Here is a 26,732-nt window from a genome sequence, read left to right as displayed (position 1 = left end):
GGGTGTGGGTTAGCTTTCGGCCAATTCCTTCTGCTTATTGCGCACGGAGGAGGCTGGTGGGTTGGTCTCGTGGGTGCCGTCGGAGTAGAGGACGGTGGGGATGATGCGGTTGCCGTCATTGACGGATTCGATCCAGGCGTTGATGTCTTCGGTGTTGTCGCCTTCGACGTCGACAAGCGCGTACGGGGTTTCGGTGCGGTCCAGGTTTTTAATGAGTTTGGCGCAGAAGGGGCACCAGTCGGCGTAGAAGATGGTGACGTCAGCGGTGGTTTCGGGGGTGTGTACAGTCATTAGGCTGCATCCTTTCGGTCGTAGGTTAAAAAGCGGTACTTGATGGGGAGATCGCTGGCCTCTTTATCCGGCAGGGCCAAGTGGCCCTTGGCGGAGGTGAGCCAGTCGGTGCTGTGGGCAAGCCCAAACTCATCGGGGATGTCGGGGGCATAGATGGACTTATCGCCGTAGGTGCTACCGATATTAACGCCCATGAGGGTGACCTCAATGCGGTCCACTTGGTCCAAGGTGGCGGTGTAGATTTGGCCGCCGCCGAGAACCCAGGCGTCGGAAAGCGAGGGCATTTCGGTGAGGACTTGGGCGCCGGCAGACCACTGGCCGGGGGTGCGGGAGGAAAGTACGTAGTTCTCGCGTCCGGGAAGCGGGCGGAACTTGGGGTTGAGGGACTCCCAGGTTTTCCGGCCCATAATGACCGGCGCGCCCATGGTCACGTCCTTAAAGTGCTTGAGATCCTCCGGCACGTGCCAGGGCATCTGCTCGCCATCGCCAATGATGCCGTCCAGGGACTGCGCCCAGATTGCGCCCAACATTAAACGGACACCTGCGCCTTGATGGTGGGGTGGGGGTCGTAGCCTTTAATTTCAAAATCGGCGAAGTCATAGGAGAACATGTCCTCCGCCTTGTGGAGGTTGAGCTGCGGGTAGGGGCGCGGCTCGCGGGAAAGCTGCTCTTTGACCTGCTCCACGTGGTCGTTATAGATATGGCAATCGCCGCCAGTCCAGATGAGCTCGCCCACCTTGAGGCCGGCTTGCTGGGCAAACATGTGGGTCAGCGCCGCGTAGGAGGCGATATTAAAGGGCACGCCGAGGAACATATCGGCCGAGCGCTGGTAGACCTGCATGGACAAGGTGCCATCGGCCACGTAGAGCTGAAAGAGCAGGTGGCAGGGCATCAGCGCCATTTGGTCGAGCTCCGCGACGTTCCACGCGGAGACTAGATTGCGGCGGGAATCCGGGTTGTTCTTTAAGGTGTCGAGCGCCTGCTGGATCTGGTCAATGTGCTGGCCGTCCGGGGTGGGCCAGGAGCGCCACTGCACGCCGTAGACCGGGCCTAGCTCGCCGTTCTCATCCGCCCATTCATTCCAGATGCGGACCTTATTGTCCTGCAGGAACTTGATATTGGACTCGCCCTTGAGGAACCACAAAAGCTCGCCCAACACCGCATGGAAGTAGACCTTCTTGGTGGTTAGCAGCGGGAAGGACTCGGCCAGGTTATAGCGCAGCTGCGTGCCGAAGATGGAGCGCGTGCCGGTGCCGGTGCGATCGCCTTTGGGAGTGCCGGTCTCCAGGACCTTCTTCAGCAGATCCTCGTACGGGGTCTCAATCATGCGCACTAGTTTAGAATCCGCCGTGCTCCTCGGCAAATGCCTGGGCATGCTCCAAGATCTCATCCTTGAGCTCGGGGCGGCAGATGAGGATATCCGGGATGAACGTGTCCTCATTATTGAAGCGAATCTCGGAGCCGTCGAGGCGGCAGCAGTGCAGGCCGGAGGCTTGGGCGACGCCCACTGGGGCGGCCTGATCCCACTCGTACTGGCCGCCGGCGTGGATATAACCGTCATAATCGCCAAGCAGCACGTGCATGGCCTTCGCGCCCGCGGAGCCGACGCCCACTGTCTCATAGCCCATCCTCTCCGCGATGTAGCCGGCTACCTTGGGCGGGCGGTTGCGGGAGATGACGAACTTCTTAGACAGCGGGCCGGTGACCGCGCGAACGTCCGAAGACTTAAAGGTAACGCCGAGATCCGGCAGGCCCACCGCCGCGTGGATGGGGATGCCGTTTTCTACGAGGGCGATATGTACCGCCCAGTCCTGGCGGCCGGTGGCGAATTCCTTGGTGCCATCGAGCGGGTCCACGATCCACACGCGGTCCTTCTTGAGACGGGTAAGGTCATCGGCGGCTTCCTCAGAGAGCATGCCGTCCTGGGGACGGTGCTGCTCGAGGACGCGGGCGATCCATTCTTGGGCGGCCTCATCGCCGGCGTCGCCAAGCGAAAGGCCCCGCAGCAGGCCCCCGTTGCGCACGCCTTTAAGGATCTCACCGCAGCCCTGGGCGAGGGAATTGGTCAGGCGGGAATCAGAAATCTCGACGGTCATGGTGCCCACATTACAACGCGGACTAGAGTGTGGGCATGCCAGAAAACATCCTCGACCGCTTCCGGCCCCAAGTAGCGCAGTGGTTTAGGGATGTATTTGCCGCCCCCACCGCCGTGCAGGCGCGGGCCTGGGAGAAGATTTCCCGCGGTGAGCACGCCCTTGTGGTGGCCCCTACCGGCTCCGGTAAGACGCTCGCCGCGTTCTTGTGGGCGCTGAATAATTTGGTCGAGCGCGAGGGACAGCTGGCGCTGCCGGTGGGCTCAGGGACTGCTGGATCCGCCGCCGGGGTGAAGGTGCTGTATATCTCGCCGCTCAAGGCGCTGGGCGTGGACGTGGAAAATAACCTGCGCGCCCCGCTGACCGGCATTGCGCGCACCGCGGAGAACCTAGGGCTGGACGTGCCGGATATTTCGGTAGGCGTGCGCTCGGGCGATACGCCGTCTGCTGAGCGTGCGCGGCAGGTGCGCAAGCCGCCGGATATCTTGATTACCACCCCGGAGTCGGCCTATTTGATGCTGACCTCCAAGGCGGCAGGCATTTTGAAGACGGTGGATACCGTCATCATCGATGAGATCCATGCCCTGGCCGGCACCAAGCGCGGCGTGCACCTAGCGCTGACTTTGGAGCGCCTGCAGCAGGTGGCAGGAGACTTCCAACGCATCGGTCTTTCCGCCACCGTGCGGCCGCTGTCTGCGGTATCAAACTTCTTGGGCGGCAACCGGCCGGTGGCGATCGTGGCCCCGGACGCGGAAAAGAAGTGGCAGCTGGATGTGCACGTGCCCGTGGAGGATATGTCCGATCTCCCCACGCCGGAGCAAGGCTCCACCATTGGGGAGATGACGGTAGATGATGCGATTGGCATCAGCTCTCCTTCCGTGGATGAATCCGCGCTGCCCACGGCCAAGTCCATCTGGCCGTTTATTGAGGATGACCTCTATGCGGAGATCATGGCGCATCGCTCCACGTTGGTATTTGTCAACTCTCGGCGCACGGCCGAGCGGCTGACCAGCCGGCTCAATGAGCTCTATGCACAAGAGCACGATCCGGATTCGCTCTCGCCTGAGACTCGGCGCGACCCAGCCCAGCTGATGAAGCAGGTGGACGTCGCTGGCAAGGCCCCGGCCGTCATCGCCCGCGCCCACCACGGCTCGGTGTCCAAGGACGAGCGCGCGATGACAGAGACCATGCTGAAGGAGGGCACGCTCAAGGCAGTGGTGGCTACGAGCTCGCTGGAGCTGGGCATCGATATGGGTGCAGTGGAGCTGGTGGTGCAGGTGGAATCGCCGCCCTCCGTGGCCTCCGGCCTGCAGCGAGTTGGCCGCGCCGGGCACTTTGTGGGCGCGGTTTCTCACGGCTCCTTTTACCCCAAGCACCGCGCGGATCTGGTGCAGTCCACGCTGACGGTAGCGCGCATGCGCGCCGGGCTCATTGAAGAGATGCATACCCCGCGCAACCCGTTGGACGTGCTGGCGCAGCAGACGGTGGCGGCCGTGGCCGCGGCCGGCGAGGACGGGCTCGATGCCGATGGGTGGTACGAGATGGTCCGCCGGGCCTGGCCTTACCGCGATCTGGCGCGCGAAGTCTATGACTCCGTGCTCGACCTGGTCAGCGGCGTGTACCCGTCCACGGACTTTGCCGAGCTCAAACCCCGCGTGGTCTATGACCGCGTGACGGGGGTGATGACCGCGCGGCCGGGAGCCCAGCGCGTGGCCGTGACCAGCGGCGGCACGATTCCGGATAGGGGCATGTTCGGCGTATTCCTCTATACCGGCGCCGGTGAGGGCACCGGTGGTGCCCCGCGCCGGGTAGGCGAGCTGGATGAAGAGATGGTCTACGAGTCCCGGGTGGGCGATGTTTTCACCCTGGGCGCAACCAGTTGGCGCATCGAGGACATCACGCGCGACCAGGTGCTGGTCACGCCCGCGCCGGGGCATACCGGCCGCCTGCCATTTTGGAATGGCGATGGTGCGGGTCGTCCCTATGAGCTGGGCAAGGCATTGGGCGAGTACCGCCGCGAGGTCTTTAGCTCGCCGGAAGTTATTGCGGATGCTGATGATAATGCGCGCTCCAATATCGTGGCCTACCTGCAGGAGCAAAACGAGGCCACCGGTGTTATTCCGGATGAAAAGACTTTGGTGCTCGAGCGCTTCCGCGATGAGTTGGGCGATTGGCGCGTGGTGCTGCATACCCCGTTTGGCCGGCCGGTGAACTCCGCGTGGGCGCTTGCGGTAGGCGCCCGGGTGGGCGAACGCACCGGTATGGACCCGCAAGCGGTGGCCGGTGATGACGGCATCGTGCTGCGCCTGCCGGAGGCCGAATCCGAGCCCGATGGATCTATCTTCGCCTTTGATGCCGATGAGATTGCCGATATCGTGGCCGAGCAAGTGGGCAATTCCGCGCTCTTTGCCTCCCGCTTCCGCGAGTGTGCCGCCCGCGCGCTGCTTTTGCCTAGGCGCAATCCCGGCAAACGCGCGCCGTTGTGGCAGCAGCGCCAGCGCGCCGAGCAGCTTTTGGACGTTGCCCGCAAGTATCCGTCCTTCCCTATCATCCTGGAGACGGTCCGCGAGTGCGTCCAGGACGTCTACGACGTTCCAGCGCTCACGGAGGTCATGCGGGAGCTGGGCCACCGGCGCATCCGCATCGCGGAGGTCACCACCGAGCAGCCTTCGCCTTTTGCCTCCTCCCTGCTGTTTAACTACACCGGCGCGTTTATGTACGAGGGCGATTCCCCGCTGGCGGAAAAGCGCGCGGCCGCCTTGGCCCTCGACCCAGCGCTTTTGGCCAAGCTGCTGGGCACGGTAGAGCTGCGCGAGCTGCTCGATCCGGAGATCATCGCCGAGGTCCATGCCCAGCTCCAGCGCACCGATCCCTCGCGCCGGGCCCGCACCACCGAAGAGGTGGCGGACGTGCTGCGCGTGCTCGGTCCGATTCCCGTGGACGAGCTGGGCGAGCACACCGACGTCCCTCTCTCCGCCCTGGACCAGCTGGGCACCCGGATTATGCGCGTGCGCATTGGCGGGCGCGAGCACCTAGCCCAGGCCCAGGACGCACCCCTGCTTCGCGACGCCCTGGGTATCCCCATTCCTCCCGGCATCCCCGCCCAAGTGGCCACCATTTCCGATGCCTTGCCGCAGCTGGTCTCGCGTTGGGCGCGCACCCGCGGACCGTTTGTGCTGTGCGATCTCACCGAAGCCTTAGGTATTTCCGTCTCTGCCGCGCACACCGTCCTCGGCGCGCTCGATGGGGTAGAAGAAGGCCGCTACCGCCAGGGCGTGGAGGAGCAGGAGTACTGCGCCGCGGCGGTGCTCAAGACGATTCGCTCGCGCTCGCTCGCCGCAGCTAGGGCTGCCACCGAGCCGGTCTCGGGCGCTACCTTCGCCCGCTTCTTGCCGGAGTGGCATAGCATTGCCCCGGCCGGAAAGCGCCCCGCGCTGCGCGGTGCCGATGGCGTCTTTTCCGTCATCGAGCAGCTCGCCGGGGTGCGCCTGCCCGCCTCCGCGTGGGAATCGCTCATCCTGCCCGCCCGCGTGGGCGATTATTCTCCCACCATGCTCGATGAGCTCACCTCCAATGGCGAGGTGCTCATCCTAGGCGCCGGCAAGGCCGGTGCGGCCGACCCCTGGATCATGCTGCTGCCCTCGGACTATGCCGCCCAGCTCGCCCCGGAAACCGATGCCGAAGGTGTCAGCATGCTGCAGCGCGCCATCCTCGATGTCCTCGGCCGCGGCGGTGGCTTCCTCTTTGCCGATATCGCCGCCGAGGCCCCCGGTACCACCGAGGAGACCCGCGAGGCCCTCTGGGGGTTAGTAGAGATGGGCCTGGTAAGCCCCGATTCCTTCGCTCCTATCCGCACCCGGCTGTCCTCCGGCGGCTCGCGCTCAGGCCGCACCGCACACCGCTCGAAGCGCCGGCCTACCCGCTCCCGCCTGCGCATGGGGCGCACCTCCTTCGCCCAAGCGCAGAACGCCGCGGGCGCGGGGACCCCGCCCGATGTCATGGGCCGGTGGTCGCTGGCGGTACCTGCCGCCACCGATGCCACCTCCCGCTCCGTCGCACACGGCGAGGCCTGGCTCGACCGCTACGGCGTGCTCACCCGTGGCTCCGTCGTGGCCGAGGACGTGCTCGGCGGTTTCGCGCTGGCCTATAAGGTGCTCTCCGGCTTTGAGGAATCCGGCAAGGCCATGCGCGGCTACGTCATCGATGGGCTCGGTGCCGCCCAATTTTCCACGCCCGCCATTATCGACCGCCTACGCGGGCTGGCCGATTCCCCGGACGTGACCGGCTGGCCCTCGGGCACCACCGAGCCCGAGACCTTTGTGCTCGCCGCCTGCGACCCGGCCAATCCTTACGGTGCGGCCCTGCCCTGGCCGCAGCGCGACGACGCCGACGGCAAGGCCACCGGCGGGCCCACCCGCTCGGCCGGTGCGCTGGTGGTGCTTATCGACGGCCTGCCCATCGCCCACCTCACCCGCGGCGGCAAAACCCTCACCACCTTCATTGAATCGCTGCCCGACGGCATCGACCCCGCCGAGGTCTATCCCCGCGTGGTTTCCGCGCTCACGGACATGGTGGCGAGGGGATTTCTGTCCCCGTTGGTCGTCGAAAAGTGCAATGGCAGCCCCATTCATAAAACCGATGTGGCGGCCCACCTGCGCGACGCCGGCGCCGGGATTACGCCGAAGGGCGTGCGCATCTCTGCTCGCGCCGCCGCCCCGCGCACCCCGCGCGCAGGCCGCCGGGCCGCCGATGCCATCGAAGAACTCAGCTTTGATGATCCTCCGCCCGCTCCGCGCAATAATGGTGGTTTCCGCCCGCGCGGCGGGTACCGTCGCTAAAGATCCACAGGAGGTGTTATGCCCGAAGGCGATTCCGTCCTGCAGCTATCCAACCGCCTGCAGTTCATGGCCGGCCGCGAGGTCACCGGCTGCTCTGTCCGCGTGCCGCGCTACGCCACCGTTCACCTCGATGGCATGGTGTGCGAGCGCGTCTGGCCCTACGGCAAGCACCTGTTTATGCAATTCGACCAGACCATCGTGCACACCCACCTCAAGATGGAGGGCACCTGGGCCATCCACTACGTAGGCGATCGCTGGCGCAAGCCCGGCCACACCGCCCGCATCGTACTGCAGCTAGCCAACTCCCCGCGCGATATCGAGGTCGTCGGCCACCAGCTAGGCTTCGTAGACATCTATCCCGCCGACCACTACCACCAGCGCATCGCGCACCTCGGTCCGGATATCCTCGATCCCCACTGGGACCGCGAGGAAGCCCTGCGCCGGCTCAACTCCCGGCCGCAGCGCGCCATCGGCGCGGCGCTGCTCGATCAGAAGGTCGTTGCAGGCATCGGCAATGAATACCGCGCCGAGGCCTGTTTCTTGGCCGGCGTGCACCCAGCCACGCCGGTAGCCGAGGTCGATACCGCCCGCATCCTCGATATTTCCCGGCGGATCATGTGGGCCAATCGCACCTCCCCGGTGCGCGTGACCACCGGCGTGCGCCGCGCCGGGGAGACCACCTACGTCTTCGGCCGCAATCGCAAGCGCTGCCGCCGCTGCGGCACGTTCATCACCAAGGGCGCGCTCGGCGGCGTGGACCAGGGCGGCGACGAAGGCGAACTCGAGCGCATCATCTGGTGGTGCCCACATTGTCAGCCACTTCACCCCGCGCACTAAGACTCCCGCGCTAGTGTGGGGGACATGCGTACCTTTCTTAACATCGTTTGGTTTATCACCGGCGGGTTCCTCCTAGCCCTTGCCTATTTCCTCTTTGGCATCATTGCCTGCATCTTCATCGTCACCATCCCCGCGGGCGTGGCGTCGTTCCGCATGGCTAATTTCGCCCTGTGGCCGTTCGGCCGCTCGGTGGTGCAGCCGGTTAAGGGCAGTGGCTCCATGTCCACCTTCTCCAACGTCGTCTGGTTCGTGGTCGCCGGCCTGTGGTTGGCCATTGGCCACGTCACCACCGCGGCGGCACAGGTAGTGACCATCGTGGGCATCCCGGCCGCCCTGGCTAACCTGAAGATGATCCCGGTGACCTGCTTCCCGTTCGGCCGCCGAATTGTGAACTCGGAGGAAATTCCCTTCGGCTGGGAGCCGATGGTCAAGCTCTAAACCGCATTCCGCTGACAAAACAAGCACGTTTCGCCCAATGTCGCGCTGATTTTGGGCGGAACGTGCTTGTTTTGCATCGCGGTGGGCCGAAGAGGCCATAAAGCAGCCGCGTTATCCACCCCGCCGAGTGGGAGGGAGGGGATAACGCGGCTAAAAGTGGGCCTTTAGCGGTTGGAGCGGTACCAACCGATGAGCTCATCGGTGGATTGGTCGCCGGAGTCGGCGGCCTCAGCGCCGGAGACGGCCGGAGCCAGGTCATTGGCCTGCTGCTTGCCTAGCTCCACGCCCCACTGGTCAAAGGAGTTGATATCCCAGATAATGCCCTGGGTGAACACGATGTGCTCGTAGAGGGCGATGAGCGCGCCGAGCACGGCGGGGGTTAGCTCCTCGGCCAGGATGGTGGTGGTCGGGCGGTTGCCCGGCATGACCTTGTGCGGCACGACGGCCTCGTCTACGCCTTCGGCCGCGATTTCCTCTGCGGTCTTGCCAAAGGCCAGCACCTTGGTCTGGGCAAAGAAGTTGCCCATGAGCAGGTCATGCATGGAGCCGGAGCCATCGGCGGTGGGGAAGTCCTGCTTCGGGCGAGCAAAGCCGATGAAGTCCGCCGGGATGAGGCGGGTGCCCTGGTGCATGAGCTGGAAGAAGGCGTGCTGGCCATTGGTACCCGGCTCGCCCCAGTAGATTTCCCCGGTGGACGGGGCGGTAACCGCGGTGCCATCGCGGCGCACGGACTTGCCATTGGATTCCATGGTCAACTGCTGCAGGTAGGCCGGGAAGCGGCCCAGGTCCTGCGAGTAGGGCAGCACGGCGTGGGTCTGGGCGCCGAAGAAGTTGGTGTACCAGACACCGAGGAGGCCCATGAGCGCCGGGACGTTTTCTTCCAGTGGAGTGGTGCGGAAGTGCTCGTCCATGGCGTGGAAGCCCTCGAGGAAGCGCATGAAGTCCAACGGGCCGATGGTGCACATGAGGGAGAGGCCGATGGCGCAATCTACGGAGTAGCGGCCGCCGACCCAGCTCCAGAACGGGAACATGTTCTCGGTATCGATGCCGAACTCGGCTACCTTCTCCGCATTGGTGGACACGGCGACGAAGTGCTTGGCCACGGCGGACTCGTCACCATCGAATTGCTCGATGAGCCAGCGGCGCGCGGCGTGCGCATTGGTCAGCGTCTCCTGGGTGGTAAAGGTCTTGGAGGCGATGATAAACAGGGTGGATTCTGCATCGAGGCCATCGAGCGTGGCGGCCATATCGGCCGGGTCCACGTTGGAGACGAATTCGGCGGAGATGCCAGCGACCTCATAGGAACGCAGCGCCTTGGCCGCCATGGCCGGACCAAGGTCAGAGCCGCCGATGCCGATGTTGACCACCTTTTTGATGGTGTGGCCGGTATGCCCCAGCCAGGCGCCGGAGCGCAGCGCAGTGGCAAAATCACGCATGCGGCCCAAGACCTCGTGGACATCGGCGGCAACATCCTGGCCATCAACGCTCAAGTCATCTTCGGCCGGGATGCGCAGCGCGGTATGCAGCACGGCGCGGTCCTCGGTGTTATTGATGTGCTCGCCGGCGAACATGGCATCGCGGCGGGCCTCAAGGTCGGCGGCCTTGGCTACCTCAACCAGCTGCTTGACGATGTCCCCGTCGATCAGGTTCTTCGACAGATCGACGTGCAGCCCGGCGGCGTCGAAGGTGAAGTTGCGGGCGCGGTCTGCATCGGCGGCAAAAAGCTCGCGGAGGTTGAGGTTCTTCTTCTCCTCATATACCTTCGCGAGCTCGCTCCACTGGGCAGAAGCGGTGATATCCATGGTGGTAGGCCTTTCTGGCAACTAGCGCATTGGCAACATGTACCCCTCCCACCGTAGTCCAGAAAGCGCCACCGCGTCGGGGCCTTTTAGAGGAAGAGCGCGCCTGCCCAGCCGGCGATCAGCAGTGGAATATTGAAGTGGATGAAGGTCGGGATGACCGAGTCGCGGATGTGGTCGTGTTGGCCGTCCGTGCCCAAGCCAGCGGTAGGGCCGAGGGTGGAGTCGGAGGCGGGAGAGCCGGCGTCGCCAAGCGCGCCTGCTGTGCCAATAAGCGCCACGGTGGCCGCGGGGCTAAAGCCCAGCGACATGCACAGCGGCACATAGATAACGGAAATGATGGGCAGGGTGGAAAAGGACGAGCCGATGCCCATGGTGACCACGAGGCCCACCACCAGCATCGCGCCGGCGGAGAGGACCTTATTGGTGCCAAAGAGGTTGGCGGTGGCATCCACCAGCGGGCCGACCTCATCGGTAGCCGTCATGACCGAGGCAAAGCCCTGGGCGGTGATCATGATGAAGCCGATGAGCGCCATCATCTTCATGCCATTGGTAAAGACATCATCCGCGTGCTTCCAATCCACCGCGCCGGTAAGCAGCAAAATTCCCAGGCCGGTCAGCGCGCCGACCATGAGGCCATCGGACTCGAAGTCGAGAGCCTGCATGACAATCTGCACCGCAAAGGTGGCAATGATGGCCACGACGGACACCCACACCTTATAGGCCGAGGGGGCCTTTTGGTGCTCCTCAGCCGTGATGGGCAGGTTTTCATAGTCACGCGGTTTGCGGTAGCTAAAGAAGATAGCGATGAGTAGGCCGGCGAGCATGCCGAGCGCTGGTACGCCCATAACCTGCATGATATTGATATCGGAGGTATCAAGCCCCGCCTGCTGGATATTAAAGAGCAGGATGTCATTTAAGTAGATGGAGCCAAAGCCCACCGGAATGAACATGTAGGTGGTGATAAGGCCGAAGGTCAGGCAGGTAGTAATCAGCCGGCGGTCCAGGCGCAGCTTATTCATCACTGTAAGTAGCGGCGGGATGATGAGCGGAATGAAGGCGATGTGGACCGGGATGAGGTTCTGGCTCATCACGGACATAGCGATGAGTCCGAGGATGAGCATCCACTTGGTGGCCAGGGCGGCTTTGGGGTCTGCTTCGCCGCTGCCGCCGAGCTTGCGGATGAGGAAATTAGCCAGGACTTGTGGCAGCCCGGCCGAAGCTACGCCCATGGCAAAAGCACCCAAGAGTGCATAGCTTAGGGCAATCTTGGCGCCGCCGCCCAAGCCGTCTTGGAAGGCGACCATGGTGGCATCGAGCCCCATGCCCGACAGGAGCCCGCCGACGATGGCGCCTAGGAAGAGCGCTACCACCACATGCACGCGCAGGAGGGCGAGCACGAGCATGACTATGACGGCGACGAGAACTGCATTCATGCTAATTCAGGGTACTGCATAGTATCGGCTGGCCAGTAATTATTCGGCTACCCCAGCCGGCCGCGGCCCATCCGCAGCAGCGCCGAAGCGATGGTAGGGCCTTCTTCCCCAAGTTCATCGCGGAACTGATTCAAAATGGCGATCTCGCGGGTGTGGACCAGGCGGGTGCCGCCGGAGTTCATGCGGGTGCGGCCAATGGCTTGGGAGACTTCCGTGCGGCGCTTGGCGGCATCCAAGATGATGCGGTCCATGCGGTTGATTTCTTCGCGATACTGTTGGATCTCCGCATCAGATAGGGGATCATCCGTGCCCGAAGGCGTGCGGATGTCCAGGCCGTTATCGACGATGTCCTTGTTATCTTCTGCGGTCATAAGACCATATTGTGCCACCCGCCCGCGCAAAAGGAAATAGCAGCTCGCACGGCGGATACGGGGCGTGTCCAGTGGGGCTAGTAGGTTGGAAGGCATTATGAACGAAAACTCTCCTTTTAGCCCTTCCCCGTCCACCGGCGGCGCACCCACGCCGAGTCCATTTGGCGGCTTCGGCGCACCGCGCGCAGCGAGCCCGCAATCCGAATCCCCCGATGCCTTGACCGAGGGCCTCAACCCACAGCAGCTGGAGGCCGTTACCCACTCGGGCAGCCCGCTGCTCATCGTGGCCGGCGCTGGTTCCGGCAAGACCGCCGTGCTTACCCGCCGCATTGCCTATCTCATGCGCCATCGCGGGGTAAATCCGTGGGAGATCCTCGCCATTACCTTTACTAATAAGGCCGCCGCGGAAATGAAGGAGCGCGTGGGCGGGCTGGTAGGCCCCGTGGCCGAGCGCATGTGGGTATCTACCTTTCACTCCATTTGCGTGCGCATCCTGCGCCAAAATGCGCAGCTGGTGCCGGGTCTTAATACCAACTTCACCATTTATGATGGCGATGATGCCCGCCGGCTTTTGTCCATGATTGCTAAGGACTTACAGCTGGATTTGAAGAAGTACACTCCGCGCGTGCTGGCAAATCAGATTTCTAACCATAAGAACGAGCTCATCGGTCCCGAATCCGCGCTGGAGAAGGCGCAGCAGACCAAGAACCCGTTTGAGACCACCGTGGCCCAGGTCTATGCCGAATACCAGCGCCGCCTGCGCGCGGCCAATGCCGTGGACTTTGATGATCTCATCGGTGAGGTGGTGCGGATTTTCACCCAGCACCAGCAGGTGGTGGATTTCTATCGCCGGCGCTTTAAGCACGTGCTTATCGACGAGTACCAGGACACCAACCACGCCCAATACGCCTTAGTTGCCGCACTCGTGGGCAGGGGAGAGCTCGGACCCGATGCCCCGGAGCTGTGCGTAGTGGGCGATTCCGATCAGTCCATTTATGCCTTCCGTGGGGCCACCATCCGCAATATTCAGGAATTCGAGCGCGACTACCCGCAGGCGCACACCATCTTGCTGGAACAGAATTATCGCTCCACGCAGACCATTCTCAATGCGGCCAATGCCGTTATTGCCAAGAATGAGAATCGTCGCGAGAAGAACCTGTGGACCGCCCACGGTGAGGGCGAGCAGATCGTAGGCTACGTTGCCGATAATGAGCACGATGAGGCGCGCTTCATCGCTTCTGAAATCGATTCCTTGGCGGATAAGGGCCGCAGCTATTCCGATATCGCGGTCATGTACCGCACCAATAACGCCTCCCGTGCGCTGGAAGATATCTTCATTCGCTCCGGAATTCCGTACAAGGTGGTGGGTGGTACGCGCTTTTATGAGCGGCGCGAAATCCGCGACATGGTGGCCTACCTGCGCATCTTGGACAATCCAGACGATACGGTGAGCCTGCGCCGCATTATCAACGTGCCCAAGCGTGCCATTGGTGACAAGGCACAGGGGCATATTGCCCTGCACGCGGAGAACCAGGGCATCAGCTTTGGCAAGGCGCTTGCCGATGTCCCTCGGGGCGACGTCCCTGGCCTGGGCACTCGGGCCATCAATGCGGTGGGCAAATTCAACGACATGATGGAGGGCATCCGCAATCAGATCCCGTCCATGCGCGATGAGGTTACCGGCCAACCGGATTTGGGTGAGCTGCTTTCCGCAATTTTGGATGCCACGGGATACAAGGCGGAATTGGAAAATTCGAATGACCCGCAGGACGGTGCCCGCCTGGATAACCTCAACGAGTTGGTATCGGTGGCCCGCGAATTCACCTCAGAGGCGGCCAACCAGCTTGCCGCCTCCGGCGCGGATGCAGTGGACCCCTCTGAGCTAGTAGAGGAGGGCGAAGCTGCGCCCGGTTCGTTGCAGGCATTCTTGGAAAAGGTGTCGCTGGTGGCCGATGCCGACCAGATCCCGGATTCTGAGACCGGTGTGGTCACCATGATGACTTTGCACACCGCAAAGGGCCTCGAGTTCCCCGTGGTCTTTTTGACCGGCTGGGAGGATGGCCAATTCCCGCATATGCGCTCACTGGGTGACCCGAAGGAACTAAGCGAGGAGCGCCGCCTCGCCTATGTGGGCATTACCCGCGCTCGCGAGCAGCTGTATCTTACCCGCGCCATTTTGCGTTCGGCGTGGGGCAATCCGGTGACCAATCCCGCCAGTCGCTTCCTCGGCGAGGTCCCAGAAGACCTCATCAACTGGCGGCGCGAAGACTCCGATAGTTCCCTGACCGGCGCGTGGGGCGAGGACGACTACCAATATGGTCGTTCCTACGGCCGCGACTGGTCTGGTTGGGGCAGTGGTGGTTCTCGGGGCGGATCCCGCGGTGCAGGGCGCGCTGCGTCTTCCCCATCGCAGCGCACCAGCAAGCCGGCGGCGACCTCGATGCCTAAGAACAATAACCTCAACCTAGCCGTGGGTGACCGTGTCAATCACGCCAAGTACGGGCTCGGAACTGTCATTGAGACGTCCGGCTCCGGCAAGCGCGCCACGGTCACCGTGGACTTTGGTTCTTCCGGTAAGGTCCGGCTGATGCTCATCGGCGGAGTGCCGATGGAAAAGCTTTAGACCGAAATGCCGCGCTCGTTGAACCAGGAAACTGGGTCAACGGGGGCGCCTCCGCCTGGGTGAATCTCAAAGTGGAGGTGCGGGCCAGTGGAGTGGCCCTCGTTGCCAATGCCGGCGATTTCCTGGCCCGCGGTCACGTGCTCGCCCACATTTACCTTGAGCTGGTCTGCCGGCATGTGACCGTAGACGGAGATGGTGCCGTCATCGTGCTGGATGCGGATCCAGTTGCCAAAGCCTTGTGCCGGGCCGGAGTTGATGACGGTGCCGTCCATGACCGCGTGAATCGGGGTGCCCACGGAGTTGGCTACGTCGATGCCGTTGTGCATCGTGCCCCAACGCTGGCCAAAGCCAGAAGTAAGCGTGCCGGAGGTAGGAAAGACCACGGTATTGCCCTCGGAGTCCGTGCCGCGCTTGGTGGTGAGACCGGAGTGGTTTCCTTGCGGGGCAAAGGCTTCCTTCAATCCCGGTACAGAACCCGGATCCAGGATGATATTGACGCCGCCGGATTCGTTTCCATCTACCTGCGGGGTAGCCTCGCCGTTCAATACGCCAACGGTGGTGGTGGCCAGGCCAACAAGGGCGTCGACCACGCCGGCGTTATCTACATTGGTAGCTGTGGGCTCGGAGGAGCCGTCCGATACGTCCACGCTAGCCACTGGCTCTGCAGCAAAAGCGGTGGTGCCGGTAGCAAGTACGGTGCCAAGCGTAACGATGCTCAGCGTCACGTTCTTGCGTGCGCGGTTCATGCGCTTCATAGTTAAAGTCCTTTTCATGGCTGTGCATGGTCTCGGGACGCCCGCACCCTGGAGGGGGCGGCGTTTTTCAACTGCCAACCGCGACACGCCGAAAGCCGAAATGCTTGCGTTCGTAATCGCTCGTGGCAACGAGTTAAAAGTTAGCCCGCTCGAACGGCCCGCGCAATCTTAAAAAACGCTGGTAGCGGCGGAAATAGTTCGAAACTATTCGAACATGCCAGCTTGTTGCGTGTGTTACGAATGTGATTGGAGTGGCGTCTGTAAAGTACTGGTTTAGGCTCTGGGGGTGGACCTTGGGGGTGGCGCCCATGGCATGGGGCTGCAGTCTCGCGCGGTGTCGGCGGCTAAAAGTTAAAAATATCCACTCACCTGCGACAAGTCTGCGTACTGGACTTGCCTGAATGTGCTTCTGACCCCTTGTGGGGCCGCGGTTGGGTTCTAGCTGGTGCTGTGTTCGCTAGTGGCAGCGGAGTCCTCAGACGGCGCCAAGCGTCGTGTAGAGCGCCCTAGGGGCAGTCTGGAGCGCATTTGATGCAATCCGGCCTTCTGGGGGTGCACTAGGTGAGGGGAGGGTGTCTGTGGGCATGACAAAGCGCCGCAGAGAAATACATCTCTGCGGCGCTTAACAAGAAGGTATTGGGGGTGAGCCTTAGAGGTCGATGCCTCGCTCGGCCAGCCAGGGCTGCGGATCGATTGCCTCGCCACCGTTCGGGTGAACTTCGAAGTGGAGGTGGGATCCGGTGGAAAAGCCCATCGAGCCCATGCCGGCAATCTTCTGGCCGGCGTGCACATGCTCGCCAACGGCAACGTCAAGAGTTTGCATGTGACCATAAACGGTCATGGTGCCGTCGTCGTGCATGATGCGGATCCACTGGCCAAAGCCGGAGGCAGGACCGGAGTCGATGACCGTACCATCCATGACGGCAAGGATTGGGGTGCCGGGAGAGTTGGCGATGTCGACGCCCTTGTGGAAGGTGCCCCAGCGCATGGCGAATGGGGAAGTGAATGCGCCCTCTGCAGGGCGGGCAACGGAAGGTGCGCGAGCGGCTTCGTCGGCAGCGGCGCGCTCTTCAGAAGCCTGGATAGCCTTGTTGAGCTGATCGGTCAGATCGGCAACTGGCTTAGCCTCAGCAACGTTGAGGATCTGCGGGGTGGTATCAACCGGAGTCGCGGCGGCGTCCTCAACCTGAGTGGAGTCAGAGGCGAGCTCGAAGTCAACGGACTGTGTCTTGGTGGTGGCCGCGTCATCGGACTGGATGTTTGCGGCGGCTGCGCCACCAACGCCGGCGGTGGAAACTGCACCTGCCGCAACCGTCATTACGGCAATGCGGCCCTTCGCGGTCTGCGAGGTGACAATCTTGCGATGGCGGCCGGCGCCACGCTGAACTTTGCTTCGCATTAGGTCTTCTTTCGTCATTATTTTCACAATCTGCGCAGAACGAGTGTTACGTCCCCACCGAGTTAGTTACGAGATTGTGACCTTCTTGTTACCAACGAGATGTAACAGTAGCGTCTCGAAAAGATAACAGCAACCCAAATTAAGGAATTTTCAGGCTCGCCTCGGGGAAATTGTCCACGAGCAGGCAACATGTGGCACGCAGAATATTATTAGTGCGATAAAGATCCCACGCGATCTCCGCGTGCGTCACGCAAAACTAGCGGCCTTTTTCTTCATAGTAATAGTATTACAGCCAGAGTTAAGGGTGTGAAACCAGGGTAGATTTTATACTCCTTATATATTTGTATAGCCCAGGTACAGGGGTTGCCACCGGTGATTTTGCGGGTGCCTCGTCGTGCCACCCCGATTTCACTTCCGGAAGGTGGCAAAGTGGACGCCGATGAACAAAAACACCAGCCCCCAATCTCGGTCAACGCCCCGCCCGCGTAGCCAGGCGCGGGGCCGTACGGTGCGCGCGGAGCGCACCCCACGCGCGCCTCATCCCAGTGGGTCACGCCAGTCCTCTGGATCGGCGCAGCGCGTCGCCCGCAAGGCCGGCTCCAAGGCCAAGGCGCGCCGTACCCCCGCGCCGTTGACCAAAGCCGGGCGCATTCGCCGCATGCTTATCACTGCGGCAGTACCCAACGTGGTTATTGTCCTTATCATTATGGCCATCGCGCTGGGCGGTCTCATGCTCGCCGGCTCTCCCATGGCGTGGTGGTACACCATCGTGGCGGAGGCCTGGATGGTCTTTAACCTTGCCCCGGTCTCTGCGGCCGATGTGAATATTTCCTTCCTGCCAGCCTTGCCAGCGCTCATCCTCGCCACAGTGGTGGCGGTCCGAGTGCGCAGCGCGGTAAAACACAAGGTCAGCGTCAAGGACCTGCTGACTCTCTTGGCCTGCGTGCTCGGGGTCCCAGTGGTAATTACCATTATCGCGTGGTTGATGCTGTGGGATGCGGGCAAGGTCTATGACGTCTCCCCGCCAAACCTGGTGCAGGCACTGCTGCGCGTTATTGTTCTGCATCTGGCCGCCATGGCGGCCGGTATGGGTTGGCGCTTGTGGCGGGCGTTGGCCAAGCGTTATGGAGTGCCGCGCCCGCTTGTCGACGCCACCCAGATCGCCCTTCGCTACCTCGCCTACCTGGCCATTGGTGCATCCGCAGTCTTTGCGGTGGTCTTCCTGGTCAATGTCTCCCGCCAGGGCGAGATGATGAATGACTATCCCACGATCTCCGGTTTAGGCATTGCCGGACTCGTGCTGCTGAGCGTGCTCTACATTCCCAATGCCATCGTGAGCACCGCGGCGGTATTGGTGGGCTCGGAGTTTTCCGTAGGCGAAGGCTCGGTAAGCCTCTTTAGCGCCCACCTCGTGCCGCTGCCACCGCTCCCCATTACCGGCGGCATTCCTGCATCCGCGCCCAGCTGGGCGGTGGCGCTATTAATTGTCCCCCTCGGTGCTGCAATCTATTCGTTGTATAAGAAGCGTCCGAGCTTTCAGGACGTTCTAGTAGCTACGGTGGCCGCCGCAGTAATCATGCTGGCTGCCTGCTACCTCGTCAGCGGTGACCTTGGCTACTACGGCGCGACCGGCCCGCAGCTGTGGACTGCCGCCGGCCTTACCGCCCTGTGGATGGCCGTCGTTGGTTGCGCCGTTGCCGCTGGCTTCGCCTTCGTGGCATGGCGCGCGGCCCGCACGGCACCAGTTGCGGACACCGCCGATGATGTCACTGCCGACGCACCTGATGCAGCCGCCGCCGAAACCGACGAGGCTCCCACCGACTCGGAGCGCGAGCCCATCACCGATCCGGAAATCGTTGACGCCGAGGTAGTTGAGGACGAGTCCCAGGATTCTGCACCTGCCGAGGTCGCAGAGGAACCGGAAGAAGAGCAGAAAGAAGAGGACACTCCGGACGATGAAATAGCGGAGGAGCCGGAAGAAGAACCGGAAAAGGAGGCTGAGGAGGGCGATGAAAGGGGCGTCGCCAAGCCGCTGAGCCAACAGCTCAAGGACCAAATGGGGGAGAGCGAGCAGGACTCCGCGGGCGAAGATTCCCCCGAGGAGGGGGAGAGGGGCTAGGCTATAGCGCGTGACTTCACCGATGCCTCCGCGCTATACCGCTGACCCTGAACGCCTCCGAGTGGTGGTGCTCGTTTCTGGAACGGGTTCCCTGCTGCAAGCCATCGTGGATGCCCAGGCCGGGCACTACCAGGTAGTCAAGGTGGTGGCGGATAAGGAATGCCACGGTATTTCGCGCGCACAGGACCACGGGATTGACACCGAGGTCGTGGCGCTGGGTGCGGATCGCGCCGAATGGAATCAACGTCTGGTTGACGCAGTAGATGCTGCGCAGCCAGACGTTGTTGTTTCTGCGGGCTTTATGAAGATCCTCGGCCAGGAATTCCTGGACCGCTTCGAAGGCCGCACCATCAATACCCACCCGGCGCTGCTGCCCGCCTTCAAGGGAGCGCACGCTGTGCGCGACGCCCTGGATTATGGCGTGAAGATCACTGGCTCTACCGTCCACTTTGTGGACGCGGGCGTGGATACCGGCTCCATCATCGCGCAGCGCCCCGTTGCCATTAACGCCGACGATGACGAGGCCACACTCCACGAGCGCATCAAACAAGTAGAGCGCGATCTCATCGTGGAGGTGTTGCGTGCAGCGAACGTCCACGACGAGAAACTAACTATTCAACTCGCAGACTAAGACTTTTCGAAAGGCTTAATCCTCCTCATGAGCGAAGACCGCAAGCAGGTAAAGCGCGCCCTTATCAGCGTGTACGACAAGACCGGGCTGGAGGATCTAGCCCGCGCCCTCGATAAGGCAGGCGTGGAAATCGTCTCCACCGGCTCCACCGCGAAGAAGATCGCGGACCTTGGCATCGAGGTCACTCCGGTAGAAAAGCTCACCGGCTTCCCGGAGTGCTTGGAAGGCCGCGTCAAGACGCTGCACCCGCGCGTGCACGCCGGAATCCTGGCCGATACCCGCAAGGACGACCACCTCAACCAGCTCTCCGAGCTCGAGGTAGAGCCTTTCCAGCTCGTCGTGGTCAACCTGTACCCCTTCCGCGAGACCGTGGCCTCGGGCGCGGACTTTGATGGCTGCGTAGAACAGATCGATATCGGCGGCCCATCCATGGTGCGTGCGGCCGCCAAGAACCACCCGTCTGTTGCAGTCGCCGTGGATCCTTCCCGCTACGACGAGGCAGTGGAAGCCGTGAACAACGGTGGCTTTACCCTGGAGCAGCGCCGCGGCCTGGCCCGCGATGCCTTCCTGCACACCGCGGATTATGATGCGGCCGTCTCTTCCTGGTTCGTGGACCAGCTCAGCGAGGAGGGCCAAACCACCCCGCTGCGCTACGGCGAGAACTCTCACCAGGCGGCGACCGTCACCCGCATCGGCTCCAAGGGCCTTGCCAATGCCACCCAGTTCAATGGCAAGGAGATGAGCTACAACAACTACCAGGATGCGGATGCCGCGTGGCGCGCCGCGTGGGACCACGAGCGCCCCTGCGTTGCGATTATCAAGCACACCAACCCATGCGGCATTGCTGTGTCTGAGGAGTCCATCGCCGCCGCCCACCGCGCCGCCCACGCGTGCGACCCAATGTCCGCTTTTGGCGGCGTGATTGCCGTCAACCGCGAGGTCACCGTAGAGATGGCCGAGCAGGTCAAGGAGATCTTTACCGAGGTCATCGTCGCTCCTTCCTATGAGGACGGCGCCATTGACGTGCTTAAAGCCAAGAAGAACTTGCGCGTGCTGCAGGCAGAGCACGAAGACCAGCACGAGGAGCGCAAGTACATCTCCGGCGGCGTTCTCACCCAGGAGCCAGACACCTACCAGGCCGAGGGCGATAACCCGGCCAACTGGACCCTGGCTGCGGGCGAGGCCCTCAACGAGTCCGACTTGGCTGAGCTCGAGTTCGCCTGGCGCGCCGTGCGCGCGGTGAAGTCCAATGCCATCTTGCTGGCCAAGGACAATGCCACCGTGGGCGTGGGCATGGGCCAGGTCAATCGCGTTGACTCCGCCAAGCTGGCCGTCGAGCGCGCCAACACCTTGGCCGATGGTGCCAACCGCACCGAGGGCTCCTTCGCCGCTTCCGACGCCTTCTTCCCGTTCGCCGATGGCTTGCAGGTGCTTCTCGACGCCGGCGTTAAGGCCGTTGTCCAGCCCGGCGGCTCCATCCGCGACGAAGAAGTCATCGCGGCAGCGAAGGAAGCCGGCGTTACTTTGTACCTGACCGGTACCCGCCACTTCGCGCACTAGCCTAAGCTAGACGCCATGACATTCCCTATCCGCCGGGCCTTGCGCCCGGCAGCCGCCCTTATCGCCTGCGCGCTCACTCTAAGCGCCTGCGGCGACGAGGACGCGGCGAATACTTCCCCTACCTTTGTCAACACCGAGGCACGCGGCACGGCAGATCCCCTCTACGGAAAAGAGAGCACGTCCGCAGCGCCCGCAGCCTCATCCGCACCACCGGCCGCCTCGTCTGCGCTTTCCTCTTCCACGGAGCCATCGGCCGCGGCCCCTTCCGGTGATGTCCAAGCCGTGCTTGACCGCATCGTGGCCGAACACGGCGATGTGGGCATCGCGGTCTCCGATGGCACGACCACCATTGAAGCGGGGCGCACCGCTCCCGAGGCCGCGTGGTCAACCTCCAAGGTGCCTGTGCTCATCGCGGCGAATCGCATGGGTGCGGCCGATAGCCAGCTGGTGTCCTCTGCAATCACCTACTCCGATAACGAGGCCGCCAAGGCCGCGTGGGCGGGGCTAGGGGAGGGGACCGCAGCCGCGCAGGCCGCGCAAAGCGTCATTGCGGAGGCGGGCGATACCGCCACCCAAGTTCAATCCCAGGTCACCCGCCCGGAATTTACGGCCTTTGGCCAAACCATGTGGAGCGTGGGCAACCAAGCAAAGTTCATGGCTGGGGTGCGCTGCGTTGAAGGTGCCCAGCCGATTATCGACGCCATGGGTGTCGCCGATCCCGCCCAAGCCTACGGCCTGCGCACCTTGCCGGGCGCCTTGATGAAGGGCGGCTGGGGCCCGAGCCCTGCCGGTTCCTACGACGTGCGGCAGATGGGCATCGTGCAGCTGGGCGGTCACGACGTCGCCGTGGCACTAATCGCCTCGTCTCCTGATGGCCAGTACGCCTCCACCCAAACCGTGCTTACCTCCATGGCCGAAGCCCTAGCGCAGGCCCAAACCCAGTGGCCCAGCCCCGCCTGCTAAGCCTGTCAGTAGAAAGGAAAACCCATGACTTCTCGCTTAAGCCTTCGCCCGCTTATCGCCGCAGGCTTCGTCCCGCTCGTGGCCGCCAGCCTCGCGCTGAGCGGTTGCAGTGACTCCACGGACGACGCTGCCCCAAGCTTCAAAGGCAAGGGCAGTGGAATGACCACGGTCAATAACTCCGACAAAGAAGAGGAGAACGCCGAGGAATCCACGCCCGCGCAAGAGACCGTAACCAAGGAGGAGGAAGCCCCTGAGAAACCGCCGGTAGTCACGGTCACGCAGACGGAAAAGCAGGAGGCCCCGTCTTCCTCCGGTGGGGGTCAGAAGACTGGTGTGGGAAACTACATTTCTGATTTCAACGAGTACGGATGGCTCGATGGCGGCTACGCCAACTGTCAGCGCTTTGAGCGTGCCTTGTTCGCTGGGGCTGGTCCCGACGGCAGAGCTATCATTTGCGAGACCGGAGGTGGCGACAAGATTTATCGCTCGTCGATGTTTGACGGCCAGTTCCAGACGAGCGACGTTACCCAAGACGGCAAAAACTACTACGTCAATGCGGATCCGTCTATCATCGTGGTGACGCCGAGCGCAGTGAGCGTGCGCGAAGGTGGCGGATTGGCTGCCACGGGTGAGTTCACGGAGTCGTGGCAGCGCTAAGGCGGAAAACGAGGGGCTAGCGCGACTTCTTCTTGCGGTCGGCCGCTGCGGCGGCGGCCGCAGAGATGGAGTCGTTGCGATTCTTCAGCAGCTCGAGGGTAGTTTCCTCGGCATTGTCGGGGACGGAGGCGCCGAGGACGGCCAAGGCGGCGTCGGCAAGCATGGCAGCAGTCTCCGGAACCGACTGGGAAGCGTCGAACGGCGGGGTGCCGTTATTGGGGCGCATTTCAATAACGGACAGCGCAATGTGGAAGGGCAGCTCCACGCGGGGGTCATCCTCGCCCACAATGGCGGCTGCGGTGGAGCGGAAATGATTCTGCAGGCGGTCGCGCGACTCATGATACTCGGAGAACTCCGAAGAATTAGCCACCGGCAGCTGATACAAGCGACCCACGTTCCAGCCACTGGTGAGCAGCAGACGCGACTCTGCGGCGACCAAAGACCACAGGCGCTGTGCCGGGGCCGCGTCGGTGCCCGCCAACTCATCGGCCAACTCCAAGGAAGGCTCGATGGTGGAATTGAGCAGCGTCAGGAAGATTTCCGTCTTGGACGGAAAGTGATAGTACAGCGACGCCTGACGGATGCCTACCGCGTCTGCGATCTGGTGCGTGGACGTGGTAGCAAAACCCTGGGTAGTGAAAAGCTCGGAGGAGGCGTCCAAAATCTCCTCACGGGCGCTATTGCCCCTGCGCCGCGGACTGTGTTTGCGCGGCCTACCGACATTGCCTGCCATGCGGTGGGACGACTCCTTTCACAAAAGAGAATTCACTTTTAATAACCAACTGTACAATCTTATGCCCGACTAGGTACTGCTTCCGAATCCGCACCGTAGAGACTATTTATATTCTTCCGCCCGCCGGGAAATGGACTCAAATGCCGCCGAGACAATGCGGCACGCGGAGCCATAAGCAGTGCGGTCCAACGGCGGGAGATCGCGCAAAGTTGCCGAGTGATCACTAACGCCCTCGTACCAACGGCGCAACTCTAACGCATAGCCAGTGCGCCACGCTAGGTCCAAAGCTTCTGCATCAGCGGCGCTAAGCAGATCGCGTTCCACGCCGATCGCTAGGCGATCTACCGTGGGGCGCGGCCCCGGCGCCGCCCAGCGTGCGATTGCCGCGATGGGGGAGAGCAGTGTGACCTTAATATCCACCGCTGCATCGCGGTCCGGCAGGCCATCGACCATCTTTAGGGCAGGCGGGCGCTGGCCTAAGGCTTCTTTCAGTAGCGCTTGTTCCCCGCCGTTTCCAAGGGGCAGGCCGGCGTCGACGCGCGCGGCGATGGAATCGGCGGCTGCGTGAGCTTGGAGACCGACATCGGCGAAGACCTCTTGGAGGTCGTCATCCTGGCCCACCCACTCCACAGGCATGGAGGGCAGCTGGTCGCCGCGGGCGGCGGCGCCGGTAAGGCGGACCGGGGAGTTGACCCCCGGGGAGCGAACAATATCCGTAATCAGCCGGGAATACCAGTGGGCCAATTCAATCTCATTGTCCTGGTGGGCGACCGCATTGCGCAAGATATCTTGTGCCTCTGCGAGCAGTCCGCGGGCCGTAGCGCGGGACTGGCAGTGTGGGGCGAGCTCGGAAAGATCGAGTAGGGATTGGTGCAGGGCCATTGCTCACTGCCTTTCACTAGTGCGGGGCCGATGCTTCCCCGCCGGCTGCGGGGTGCACGAATGCTTTCAATCTAACACTTCGGTTCTGTGATCCGGGCATGTGGGCCGCGCGGAAGGGGAGGGGAGGATTAAAACGACTTTCGCCGCCTGCCCTCGAGGAGGGAGGCGGCGAAAGCTTATGGTTCTTTTACCGTGTCACACTTGCCAGCGGCAAAAGTGCGCTGTTGATACCCAGCTACTGTTTAGCGGGTGGTGAACGGCAGGAGAGCCATTTCGCGTGCGTTCTTGACTGCGGTAGCAACCTGACGCTGCTGCTGCGGGGTCAGACCGGTGACGCGACGGGAACGGATCTTGTGACGATCCGAGATGAACAGACGCAGAGTCTTGGTGTCCTTGTAGTCCACCTTCTCGATGCCCTCAGCCTTCAAAGGGTTCTTCTTTGGGCGACGGCTCTGCTCCATACGGAACTTCTTTTGGTTATTGCGCTTATTAGCCATTGTGCAATTACCCCTTTACCAGCTGGACTTACGAACGCCCGGCAGCTCACCACGGTGAGCCATGCCGCGCATACGGACACGGGACAGGCCGAACTTGCGGAGGTAACCGCGTGGGCGGCCATCGGCAGCGTCACGGTTACGTACGCGGGCTGGGGAAGCGTCACGAGGCTGGCGGTTCAGCTCGAACTGAGCCTCCAGACGCTCCTCATCCGGGGTGTTCGGGTTCTTGATGATCTTCTTGAGCTCAGCGCGACGCTCCGCGTAGCGGGCGACGATTTCCTTGCGCTGCTCGTTCTTAGCGATCTTGGACTTCTTAGCCATTGATTATCGCTCCTCGCGGAATTCGACGTGCTTGCGGGCAATCGGATCGAACTTCTTCAAGGTGATGCGATCCGGGTTGTTGCGCTTGTTCTTACGGGTCACGTAGGTGTAACCGGTGCCCGCAGTGGACTTAAGCTTGATGATTGGGCGGATATCGTTACGTGCCATACTTAAATCTTCTCCCCACGTGCGCGAATCTTAGCCACAACGGACTCGATGCCATCGCGGTCGATGATCTTCATGCCCTTGGTGGAAACATTCAGGGTGATGGTACGGCCCTCAGAGGGCAGGTAGTAGCGACGACGCTGCACGTTGGGGTTCCAACGGCGCGAAGTGCGGCGGTGCGAGTGCGAGACCTGCTTGCCGAATTCCGGCTTGCGGCCCGTTACCTGGCAAATAGCCGACATGGGTCTTCTTTCTCCTAGCCGCCCACATCATGGCTATAGACAATGAAGCGCCGACTGCCGTGTGAGGGTGGCAGTGCTCAAAAGTGAGGTGTGAGCGGGTGCGGCGCCATCGTCAAACACCAGTAGACGGGGCGTAAAACGTATATTTTGACAACAGCAAGGGAAAATCTTACAGCCTCGGACGCGAATTACCTAATCGCTGCCTTGCTGCGGCGAGTGGGCCGTTTGCCGTGCTGGGGTGGTGTTTGCCTGTGGGGCGTCGCTTAGCGTGGCGCAAGAAACGTGAGTGAAATGAGTGGTCGCTGCTGGTCGGGGATTTCGTATATGGGTCAGTTGACTGTAGGATAATTCAGGTTGTTGACCCGTGCCACGCGGCGCGCGGTTAACAGAGTGAAATTTGTACGTCCCAACTCGGGCACGATCCACGCTAGGGGCGTGGAACCGACCCGTAGTCCAACCCTGAGGGAATATATATGAAGAAAGATATTCACCCGGATTACCACCCGGTAGTCTTCCGTGATGCTGGTACCGGTCACTCCTTTTTGACCAAGTCCACCGCTTCCTCCGACCGCACCGTTGAGTGGGAAGACGGCAACGAGTACCCACTGATCGTCGTTGACGTTACCGCTGAGTCCCACCCGTTCTGGACTGGTGCACAGCGCGTTATGGATACCGCCGGCCGCGTCGAGCGCTTCAACCAGCGCTTCGGTGGCATGGCTCGCCGCAAGAAGAAGAACGCGTAAGGAGGAGAGTAGAAAATGGCAACTCCTAAGTTTAAGAAGTCCCGTGCGAACACCCACGCACGCCGTTCCCAGTGGAAGGCTGACAATGTAGCCCTCCAGGAAGTAACCATTGACGGCCAGACCGTCCGCATCCCGCGCCGCCTGGTTAAGGCTGCCAAGCTGGGTCTGGTTGACGTAGAGCAGTTCTAAGCTCGCTCTTTAATCTCCCCGCCCGCTCTCGATTAGAGGGCTGGGCGGGGATTTTTAGCTTTAGAAACGTCCTCTTGAGTTCAGAGGGTCGTTGCAACACTTTCCCTTAGGAGGGTGTTGTTGTGTCCGGGGTTGTTGGCCCGTTTCATT

Annotated in this window: 26 protein-coding genes; 11 read left to right on the top strand and 15 right to left on the bottom strand. The window is 62.3% G+C overall.

Translation table 11 applies throughout. The features are described 5' to 3' along the window. Positions 1-9: 9 nt before the first annotated feature. Genes QP884_RS09725 through QP884_RS09710 form a run of 4 tightly spaced genes read right to left on the bottom strand, consistent with a single transcriptional unit; the run spans position 10 to position 2,387 of the window. Positions 10-291 carry a glutaredoxin domain-containing protein gene (locus tag QP884_RS09725; RefSeq protein WP_284821875.1) on the bottom strand — a complete coding sequence of 94 codons (282 nt, stop codon included), beginning with the start codon at positions 289-291 and terminating at the stop codon, positions 10-12. Next, positions 291-821: a dihydrofolate reductase gene (locus QP884_RS09720; protein ID WP_284821874.1), complete on the bottom strand. Its 531-nt coding sequence runs from the start codon at positions 819-821 to the stop codon at positions 291-293. Before QP884_RS09720 ends, QP884_RS09725 begins: the two co-directional genes overlap by 1 nt. Continuing rightward, positions 821-1,666, bottom strand: coding sequence for a thymidylate synthase (locus QP884_RS09715; RefSeq protein ID WP_284821873.1), 846 nt, complete (start codon positions 1,664-1,666; stop codon positions 821-823). Before QP884_RS09715 ends, QP884_RS09720 begins: the two co-directional genes overlap by 1 nt. Then, on the bottom strand, positions 1,629-2,387 hold the full coding sequence (locus QP884_RS09710; RefSeq protein WP_200436017.1) for a 3'(2'),5'-bisphosphate nucleotidase CysQ: 759 nt from the start codon (positions 2,385-2,387) through the stop codon (positions 1,629-1,631). The genes QP884_RS09715 and QP884_RS09710 overlap by 38 nt, the downstream gene beginning before the upstream one ends. A 35-nt stretch (positions 2,388-2,422) precedes the next feature. On the opposite strand from QP884_RS09710, the gene QP884_RS09705 reads away from it, so the two are divergent. From QP884_RS09705 to QP884_RS09695, 3 genes are read left to right on the top strand one after another with little or no spacing between them, the layout of a single operon-like run. Continuing rightward, positions 2,423-7,222 carry an ATP-dependent helicase gene (locus QP884_RS09705; RefSeq protein WP_284821872.1) on the top strand — a complete coding sequence of 1,600 codons (4,800 nt, stop codon included), beginning with the start codon at positions 2,423-2,425 and terminating at the stop codon, positions 7,220-7,222. An 18-nt stretch (positions 7,223-7,240) separates the two neighbouring features. Then, positions 7,241-8,059: a DNA-formamidopyrimidine glycosylase family protein gene (locus tag QP884_RS09700; protein ID WP_284821871.1), complete on the top strand. Its 819-nt coding sequence runs from the start codon at positions 7,241-7,243 to the stop codon at positions 8,057-8,059. A gap of 24 nt (positions 8,060-8,083) precedes the next feature. Then, entirely contained in the window at positions 8,084-8,497 is a 414-nt protein-coding gene (locus QP884_RS09695; RefSeq protein ID WP_023021991.1) for a YccF domain-containing protein, read from the top strand. A 164-nt stretch (positions 8,498-8,661) separates the two neighbouring features. Here the strand turns inward: QP884_RS09695 and pgi are convergent, their stop codons facing one another. From pgi to QP884_RS09680, 3 genes are all read right to left on the bottom strand, one after another. After that, positions 8,662-10,299: a glucose-6-phosphate isomerase gene (gene pgi, locus QP884_RS09690; protein WP_284821870.1), complete on the bottom strand. Its 1,638-nt coding sequence runs from the start codon at positions 10,297-10,299 to the stop codon at positions 8,662-8,664. An 86-nt stretch (positions 10,300-10,385) separates the two neighbouring features. After that, entirely contained in the window at positions 10,386-11,732 is a 1,347-nt protein-coding gene (locus QP884_RS09685) for a Na+/H+ antiporter family protein (protein WP_284821869.1), read from the bottom strand. A 47-nt stretch (positions 11,733-11,779) separates the two neighbouring features. Then, positions 11,780-12,103 (bottom strand): chorismate mutase, encoded by a 324-nt coding sequence (locus QP884_RS09680; RefSeq protein WP_005323805.1) that lies wholly within the window; start codon positions 12,101-12,103, stop codon positions 11,780-11,782. Between the two features lie 97 nt (positions 12,104-12,200). Between QP884_RS09680 and pcrA the strand changes: the two genes are divergently transcribed. Further along, positions 12,201-14,726, top strand: coding sequence for a DNA helicase PcrA (pcrA, locus tag QP884_RS09675; protein WP_284821868.1), 2,526 nt, complete (start codon positions 12,201-12,203; stop codon positions 14,724-14,726). Here the strand turns inward: pcrA and QP884_RS09670 are convergent. Together QP884_RS09670 and QP884_RS09665 are read right to left on the bottom strand one after the other, a co-directional pair. Beyond that, the gene (locus QP884_RS09670; protein ID WP_284821867.1) at positions 14,723-15,481 is read right to left on the bottom strand and encodes a M23 family metallopeptidase; all 759 of its coding nucleotides are present in this window, start codon (positions 15,479-15,481) and stop codon (positions 14,723-14,725) included. The genes pcrA and QP884_RS09670 overlap by 4 nt on opposite strands. Positions 15,482-16,130: 649 nt before the next feature. After that, a complete protein-coding gene (locus QP884_RS09665; RefSeq protein WP_179386223.1) occupies positions 16,131-16,880 on the bottom strand; it encodes a M23 family metallopeptidase in 750 nt (249 codons plus the stop codon). 421 nt (positions 16,881-17,301) lie between these two features. Between QP884_RS09665 and QP884_RS09660 the strand changes: the two genes are divergently transcribed. Genes QP884_RS09660 through QP884_RS09640 form a run of 5 tightly spaced genes read left to right on the top strand, consistent with a single transcriptional unit; the run spans position 17,302 to position 22,810 of the window. Continuing rightward, positions 17,302-18,999 carry a cell division protein PerM gene (locus QP884_RS09660; RefSeq protein WP_284821866.1) on the top strand — a complete coding sequence of 566 codons (1,698 nt, stop codon included), beginning with the start codon at positions 17,302-17,304 and terminating at the stop codon, positions 18,997-18,999. A gap of 22 nt (positions 19,000-19,021) precedes the next feature. After that, positions 19,022-19,630, top strand: coding sequence for a phosphoribosylglycinamide formyltransferase (gene purN, locus QP884_RS09655; RefSeq protein WP_284821899.1), 609 nt, complete (start codon positions 19,022-19,024; stop codon positions 19,628-19,630). A gap of 27 nt (positions 19,631-19,657) precedes the next feature. Beyond that, positions 19,658-21,190 carry a bifunctional phosphoribosylaminoimidazolecarboxamide formyltransferase/IMP cyclohydrolase gene (gene purH / locus QP884_RS09650; RefSeq protein WP_284821865.1) on the top strand — a complete coding sequence of 511 codons (1,533 nt, stop codon included), beginning with the start codon at positions 19,658-19,660 and terminating at the stop codon, positions 21,188-21,190. A gap of 15 nt (positions 21,191-21,205) precedes the next feature. Then, entirely contained in the window at positions 21,206-22,153 is a 948-nt protein-coding gene (locus QP884_RS09645; protein ID WP_284821864.1) for a hypothetical protein, read from the top strand. Between the two features lie 24 nt (positions 22,154-22,177). Continuing rightward, a complete protein-coding gene (locus tag QP884_RS09640; RefSeq protein ID WP_284821863.1) occupies positions 22,178-22,810 on the top strand; it encodes a hypothetical protein in 633 nt (210 codons plus the stop codon). Between the two features lie 16 nt (positions 22,811-22,826). Here QP884_RS09640 and QP884_RS09635 read toward each other — a convergent pair whose 3' ends face one another. The 6 genes from QP884_RS09635 to rpmB form a co-directional block, all read right to left on the bottom strand. After that, positions 22,827-23,543, bottom strand: a complete 717-nt coding sequence (locus QP884_RS09635; protein ID WP_204609795.1) for a TetR/AcrR family transcriptional regulator — start codon at positions 23,541-23,543, stop codon at positions 22,827-22,829. Between the two features lie 102 nt (positions 23,544-23,645). Continuing rightward, positions 23,646-24,425, bottom strand: a complete 780-nt coding sequence (locus QP884_RS09630; protein WP_284821862.1) for a putative nucleotidyltransferase substrate binding domain-containing protein — start codon at positions 24,423-24,425, stop codon at positions 23,646-23,648. Between the two features lie 242 nt (positions 24,426-24,667). Next, complete coding sequence (gene rpsR, locus QP884_RS09625; RefSeq protein WP_005279904.1) at positions 24,668-24,922, bottom strand: 30S ribosomal protein S18; 255 nt, start codon at positions 24,920-24,922, stop codon at positions 24,668-24,670. A gap of 15 nt (positions 24,923-24,937) precedes the next feature. Next, complete coding sequence (gene rpsN / locus QP884_RS09620) at positions 24,938-25,243, bottom strand: 30S ribosomal protein S14 (protein WP_005279906.1); 306 nt, start codon at positions 25,241-25,243, stop codon at positions 24,938-24,940. 3 nt (positions 25,244-25,246) lie between these two features. Next, positions 25,247-25,411, bottom strand: a complete 165-nt coding sequence (gene rpmG / locus QP884_RS09615) for a 50S ribosomal protein L33 (RefSeq protein ID WP_005279910.1) — start codon at positions 25,409-25,411, stop codon at positions 25,247-25,249. A gap of 2 nt (positions 25,412-25,413) precedes the next feature. Next, positions 25,414-25,650 carry a 50S ribosomal protein L28 gene (gene rpmB, locus QP884_RS09610; protein WP_005279911.1) on the bottom strand — a complete coding sequence of 79 codons (237 nt, stop codon included), beginning with the start codon at positions 25,648-25,650 and terminating at the stop codon, positions 25,414-25,416. Between the two features lie 473 nt (positions 25,651-26,123). On the opposite strand from rpmB, the gene QP884_RS09605 reads away from it, so the two are divergent. Together QP884_RS09605 and rpmF are read left to right on the top strand one after the other, a co-directional pair. Continuing rightward, positions 26,124-26,393, top strand: coding sequence for a type B 50S ribosomal protein L31 (locus QP884_RS09605; RefSeq protein ID WP_005323793.1), 270 nt, complete (start codon positions 26,124-26,126; stop codon positions 26,391-26,393). Between the two features lie 15 nt (positions 26,394-26,408). Next, positions 26,409-26,582 carry a 50S ribosomal protein L32 gene (rpmF, locus tag QP884_RS09600; RefSeq protein ID WP_005279913.1) on the top strand — a complete coding sequence of 58 codons (174 nt, stop codon included), beginning with the start codon at positions 26,409-26,411 and terminating at the stop codon, positions 26,580-26,582. Positions 26,583-26,732: the final 150 nt, after the last annotated feature.

The sequence above is a fragment of the Corynebacterium tuberculostearicum genome (assembly GCF_030229345.1).
Classification (GTDB): Bacteria; Actinomycetota; Actinomycetes; order Mycobacteriales; family Mycobacteriaceae; genus Corynebacterium; species Corynebacterium tuberculostearicum_G.
The sequence above is the reverse complement of the archived record's forward strand: the minus strand, read 5'-3'. Positions and strand labels throughout refer to the sequence as shown.

What these genes read in the sequence shown, in the direction of transcription:
- QP884_RS09725 (WP_284821875.1), bottom strand. Translation starts at nt 291, where the DNA reads ATGACTGTACACACCCCCGAAACCACCGCTGACGTCACCATCTTCTAC.
- QP884_RS09720 (WP_284821874.1), bottom strand. Translation starts at nt 821, where the DNA reads ATGTTGGGCGCAATCTGGGCGCAGTCCCTGGACGGCATCATTGGCGAT.
- QP884_RS09715 (WP_284821873.1), bottom strand. Translation starts at nt 1,666, where the DNA reads ATGCCCAGGCATTTGCCGAGGAGCACGGCGGATTCTAAACTAGTGCGC.
- QP884_RS09710 (WP_200436017.1), bottom strand. Translation starts at nt 2,387, where the DNA reads ATGACCGTCGAGATTTCTGATTCCCGCCTGACCAATTCCCTCGCCCAG.
- QP884_RS09705 (WP_284821872.1), top strand. Translation starts at nt 2,423, where the DNA reads ATGCCAGAAAACATCCTCGACCGCTTCCGGCCCCAAGTAGCGCAGTGG.
- QP884_RS09700 (WP_284821871.1), top strand. Translation starts at nt 7,241, where the DNA reads ATGCCCGAAGGCGATTCCGTCCTGCAGCTATCCAACCGCCTGCAGTTC.
- QP884_RS09695 (WP_023021991.1), top strand. Translation starts at nt 8,084, where the DNA reads ATGCGTACCTTTCTTAACATCGTTTGGTTTATCACCGGCGGGTTCCTC.
- pgi (WP_284821870.1), bottom strand. Translation starts at nt 10,299, where the DNA reads ATGGATATCACCGCTTCTGCCCAGTGGAGCGAGCTCGCGAAGGTATAT.
- QP884_RS09685 (WP_284821869.1), bottom strand. Translation starts at nt 11,732, where the DNA reads ATGAATGCAGTTCTCGTCGCCGTCATAGTCATGCTCGTGCTCGCCCTC.
- QP884_RS09680 (WP_005323805.1), bottom strand. Translation starts at nt 12,103, where the DNA reads ATGACCGCAGAAGATAACAAGGACATCGTCGATAACGGCCTGGACATC.
- pcrA (WP_284821868.1), top strand. Translation starts at nt 12,201, where the DNA reads ATGAACGAAAACTCTCCTTTTAGCCCTTCCCCGTCCACCGGCGGCGCA.
- QP884_RS09670 (WP_284821867.1), bottom strand. Translation starts at nt 15,481, where the DNA reads ATGAAGCGCATGAACCGCGCACGCAAGAACGTGACGCTGAGCATCGTT.
- QP884_RS09665 (WP_179386223.1), bottom strand. Translation starts at nt 16,880, where the DNA reads ATGCGAAGCAAAGTTCAGCGTGGCGCCGGCCGCCATCGCAAGATTGTC.
- purN (WP_284821899.1), top strand. Translation starts at nt 19,022, where the DNA reads ATGCCTCCGCGCTATACCGCTGACCCTGAACGCCTCCGAGTGGTGGTG.
- purH (WP_284821865.1), top strand. Translation starts at nt 19,658, where the DNA reads ATGAGCGAAGACCGCAAGCAGGTAAAGCGCGCCCTTATCAGCGTGTAC.
- QP884_RS09645 (WP_284821864.1), top strand. Translation starts at nt 21,206, where the DNA reads ATGACATTCCCTATCCGCCGGGCCTTGCGCCCGGCAGCCGCCCTTATC.
- QP884_RS09640 (WP_284821863.1), top strand. Translation starts at nt 22,178, where the DNA reads ATGACTTCTCGCTTAAGCCTTCGCCCGCTTATCGCCGCAGGCTTCGTC.
- QP884_RS09635 (WP_204609795.1), bottom strand. Translation starts at nt 23,543, where the DNA reads ATGGCAGGCAATGTCGGTAGGCCGCGCAAACACAGTCCGCGGCGCAGG.
- QP884_RS09630 (WP_284821862.1), bottom strand. Translation starts at nt 24,425, where the DNA reads ATGGCCCTGCACCAATCCCTACTCGATCTTTCCGAGCTCGCCCCACAC.
- rpsR (WP_005279904.1), bottom strand. Translation starts at nt 24,922, where the DNA reads ATGGCTAATAAGCGCAATAACCAAAAGAAGTTCCGTATGGAGCAGAGC.
- rpsN (WP_005279906.1), bottom strand. Translation starts at nt 25,243, where the DNA reads ATGGCTAAGAAGTCCAAGATCGCTAAGAACGAGCAGCGCAAGGAAATC.
- rpmG (WP_005279910.1), bottom strand. Translation starts at nt 25,411, where the DNA reads ATGGCACGTAACGATATCCGCCCAATCATCAAGCTTAAGTCCACTGCG.
- rpmB (WP_005279911.1), bottom strand. Translation starts at nt 25,650, where the DNA reads ATGTCGGCTATTTGCCAGGTAACGGGCCGCAAGCCGGAATTCGGCAAG.
- QP884_RS09605 (WP_005323793.1), top strand. Translation starts at nt 26,124, where the DNA reads ATGAAGAAAGATATTCACCCGGATTACCACCCGGTAGTCTTCCGTGAT.
- rpmF (WP_005279913.1), top strand. Translation starts at nt 26,409, where the DNA reads ATGGCAACTCCTAAGTTTAAGAAGTCCCGTGCGAACACCCACGCACGC.